The sequence below is a fragment of the Sulfuricurvum sp. genome (genome assembly GCF_049305995.1).
Classification (GTDB): domain Bacteria; phylum Campylobacterota; class Campylobacteria; order Campylobacterales; family Sulfurimonadaceae; genus Sulfuricurvum.
The window spans coordinates 1-2,982 of record NZ_JBAQPS010000221.1 but is presented as its reverse complement, the minus strand read 5'-3'; the positions used below and the strand labels follow the sequence as shown (position 1 = coordinate 2,982).

The following is a 2,982-nucleotide window of genomic DNA, read 5'->3' as shown; positions in this document are numbered from 1 at the left end:
GGTCTTAGAAGGGGATGAGAGTCCTTCGCCTTTTGGCTTCACAAACTGCCGAAAATCAAAACAGCTTTTTTCTTTTCCACTTTTTTCTTCAACCGTTTTAAATCCAAATCACTTGTTTTTCTAAACGACGTTAAAAAAACCGTCTCTCTTGATGCCGTTGCTTTGAGGGCAAAATAGTATTTTTCCTCTTCGATATGGACAACACCCACCGTTTTTTCGCCGTCTTGTACAACAACATGATGATTCATTACGATGTATGAAAGCTTCATGTAATCAACAATATCCAAATCTCCATGATGGTTTAGATTTTTGATCAAACTAACTTCGCTGACCACCGCATAGGAGACTTTGGCATTGATGGTATCGATAATGATTTGATCGATCATGCCGATAATAAAATGACCGTCATCATCTTTTGGCAATGTATAAAAAAAATGGATGATTTCTGTCTTCATCGATTCACGATTTTATTGTTCAATATCAAAACTCATACATTTATTTTTTGTTTTTTTAGATTATAGCGGAAAAGAGGGAGGGAGGAAATCTAAATTGTATCTTAGATTCCGTATCAAGCCCTGAAGGATTTCCTAAGGTCATACGGGATGACGACGGAAGATATTCCGTTACCCTTCGACAAGCTCAGGACGAACGGGTTTAAGCACTTTTTACAAAGGTATAGAGTGTTTTTGGCTCTATATCTACAGAGCCATTTTTAAATTCTAAACATCCCCACTCTTGATCCACATGAGCGGTATTTGTCTCTTCTTTAGATACGTATTTTGAGATTAACGGCTCGATATTTGCCTCTTTTTGTTCTCCATTTTCAAAAACAAAAAGAAATTGATACCCTGAAATATTTTGTGCTTCTTTTAGTTTCATCTTTTACTCCAATGGTGAAATCGAGTGGAAATTTTGAGTATCCCACATTTCAATCAACTCGCTTTGATGTATTTCAGTCCATTCTCGTACCATTTTACGGCACGTTTTTGGCAAACTTCCCTCAATAATATTTAGATTCACTAGTTCTAAAATCGCTTCAAATTCGCCGTATTTCACATGAATATGTCGCGGAGGATGTTCACTATCGATAAGATACATACGAATAATGATCCCATAAAATCGACTAATCTCAGGCATTTATAAACCTTAAAAGCTTTGTTATTAAATTATTATATCGGAAAATTGGTATGAGGTGTAAAAAATAAAAAAAGGGATTATTTAAAAAGAAAGAAGTGGAGCGGGAAACGAGACTCGAACTCGCGACATTCAGCTTGGAAGGCTGACGCTCTAGCCAACTGAGCTATTCCCGCATCACTGATGAAATTATACTACCCATACCCTTAATCATTTATTTGTTTAGATGCTTGTTTCTGTATAATTCATCCTATTACTTTTATCAAATGAGCCATTTATGAGAACACAACGGATACCGTTCGGCCAGCAAAATCCCGACAAAAAGGATGCCGTCTTTTTAGCCATCTACGTCGATGCGATTTCGCCGTGGCGCTATTTCAAAGACGATATGCAGCACCTCAAATGTCCAGCGTTGATTATGATCGACCGATGGGACGGACGGATGGGGTTCCCCGGAGGGACGGTTAATGCGGGGGAGAGTCTGCTGGATGCACTGGTGAGGGAGATCAAAGAGGAGATCGGGATCACGATCAAGCCCGATAAAGTCCATCCTATCGCAACCCATGAGAACCGTATCGTGACCCACCTCTACGGGCTAAAAGTACTCGAAGTAGAGTTTTTGCACATCTACTACCACATCCTCAACAACTTCTCCCGCTCGATCCTACTGCACGCCTACGAAGAGGGGGATGAGTCACACTTTATGTCAGAGATTACGGGGATCAAGATCGTCCCTTTGATTCAGCATGAGAACAAAGGGATCAAACGTTTCGTCGAAAACGCGTTTGCGGGGGCGACACGAGAAGATTTGGACGTTCTGCTCAAAGAGATATTTCACATCAATTTGGATTAACGAACCCGTTTACCGATAATATCCCCGAAGAGGAGCACATCCTCCAAAATCGCTTTTTCACACAATCCGCCGCTATCAAGATTAATCAACAACTCCCCCTGTGCGCTGGAGAAAATACGGTCATTTAAAATGACCTTCAAAAAATCCCCCTCGTCGAGTTCAAGCGTCTCTTTCATCTCTCTCAACTCGTTCTCTTTCGCAAATGTGACATCGATCCGTCCGTCTTTTCGGTTTCCGCCGATCACATAAAACGCTCTATTTTGACGACTTTTTAGATAGTTTTTGAAATTAAAAAAGAGGGTGAGGACATCTTCGCCCGCATAAAACTCATTGTTGACTTTGTCCCACTCATCGCTTTGGATACTCTCTCTCCAGAGTGTTTTATTGGGATGATCGAAGGTATAAATTTTGGTCGTTTTTTTCGAATCGGTACGGCGGATTTTGATGTATTTTTGGGGGACGAGCACTCCGTTGATGATATGTCCGTGACTCTCATAGGTTTCGATACGGTTGTTGGTGAGGAATTTTGCCACCCCCGTGGTACGGGCTTCAATACGGATGGAGTAGGTATCATCCTCGCGGGTCTCAAAGCGTGCATCGGCGATCCCCATCGTTTGGAATATTCCGTAGGATACTTCATAGGTCGCACTGATGACTTTGGCATTCAGGATTTGAGAAAGCAGCACAAGTACTAAAATGATAGTTTTCATGGTTTAATCCTTTTTATGCCAGCATAATTGCAAATCGTGAATTTTTTGTGGACTATAAACTAAGCAGTAGCGATCCCGCCCCTTTGGATACGATCCCCAGCGGCACTTTGATCCCCTCTTCCATGTGGTCGGCGAAAATGCGGTTGAGCCACACCCGATTGGTCTGCACTTTTTGGAGAATCAGATACTCCTCTTTATCAATCGTGAGGGTCATGTAGGAACCGATAGAGACATTAAGCGGCTGTTTTTCCCCCTCAGGCAAGAGAACAAAAGAGAGCTTTTTTT

General features: G+C 41.5%; 6 protein-coding genes and 1 tRNA gene. 1 reads left to right on the top strand and 6 read right to left on the bottom strand.

Translation table 11 applies throughout. The features are described 5' to 3' along the window. Positions 1–38 precede the first annotated feature (38 nt). The 4 genes from WA010_RS07645 to WA010_RS07630 all read right to left on the bottom strand — a co-directional run bounded on the left by WA010_RS07645 (position 39) and on the right by WA010_RS07630 (position 1,310). Positions 39–455 (bottom strand): hypothetical protein, encoded by a 417-nt coding sequence (locus WA010_RS07645; RefSeq protein ID WP_422556536.1) that lies wholly within the window; start codon positions 453–455, stop codon positions 39–41. 199 nt (positions 456–654) lie between these two features. After that, positions 655–879 carry a DUF2442 domain-containing protein gene (locus tag WA010_RS07640; RefSeq protein ID WP_422556535.1) on the bottom strand — a complete coding sequence of 75 codons (225 nt, stop codon included), beginning with the start codon at positions 877–879 and terminating at the stop codon, positions 655–657. A gap of 3 nt (positions 880–882) precedes the next feature. Further along, on the bottom strand, positions 883–1,137 hold the full coding sequence (locus WA010_RS07635; protein ID WP_422556534.1) for a DUF4160 domain-containing protein: 255 nt from the start codon (positions 1,135–1,137) through the stop codon (positions 883–885). A 96-nt stretch (positions 1,138–1,233) separates the two neighbouring features. Next, positions 1,234–1,310, bottom strand: a tRNA-Gly gene (locus WA010_RS07630). Between the two features lie 101 nt (positions 1,311–1,411). Here WA010_RS07630 and WA010_RS07625 point away from each other — a divergent pair. After that, the gene (locus WA010_RS07625) at positions 1,412–1,987 is read left to right on the top strand and encodes an NUDIX domain-containing protein (RefSeq protein WP_422556533.1); all 576 of its coding nucleotides are present in this window, start codon (positions 1,412–1,414) and stop codon (positions 1,985–1,987) included. Here WA010_RS07625 and WA010_RS07620 read toward each other — a convergent pair. Beyond that, positions 1,984–2,697, bottom strand: coding sequence for a DUF3108 domain-containing protein (locus WA010_RS07620; RefSeq protein WP_422556532.1), 714 nt, complete (start codon positions 2,695–2,697; stop codon positions 1,984–1,986). The two genes, WA010_RS07625 and WA010_RS07620, sit on opposite strands and share 4 nt — an antisense overlap. A gap of 52 nt (positions 2,698–2,749) precedes the next feature. Continuing rightward, positions 2,750–2,982: hypothetical protein (locus WA010_RS07615; protein WP_422556531.1), on the bottom strand; the 233-nt coding region annotated here is incomplete at its 5' end.

What these genes read in the sequence shown, in the direction of transcription:
- WA010_RS07635 (WP_422556534.1), bottom strand. Translation starts at nt 1,137, where the DNA reads ATGCCTGAGATTAGTCGATTTTATGGGATCATTATTCGTATGTATCTT.
- WA010_RS07625 (WP_422556533.1), top strand. Translation starts at nt 1,412, where the DNA reads ATGAGAACACAACGGATACCGTTCGGCCAGCAAAATCCCGACAAAAAG.
- WA010_RS07620 (WP_422556532.1), bottom strand. Translation starts at nt 2,697, where the DNA reads ATGAAAACTATCATTTTAGTACTTGTGCTGCTTTCTCAAATCCTGAAT.
- WA010_RS07640 (WP_422556535.1), bottom strand. Translation starts at nt 879, where the DNA reads ATGAAACTAAAAGAAGCACAAAATATTTCAGGGTATCAATTTCTTTTT.
- WA010_RS07645 (WP_422556536.1), bottom strand. Translation starts at nt 455, where the DNA reads ATGAAGACAGAAATCATCCATTTTTTTTATACATTGCCAAAAGATGAT.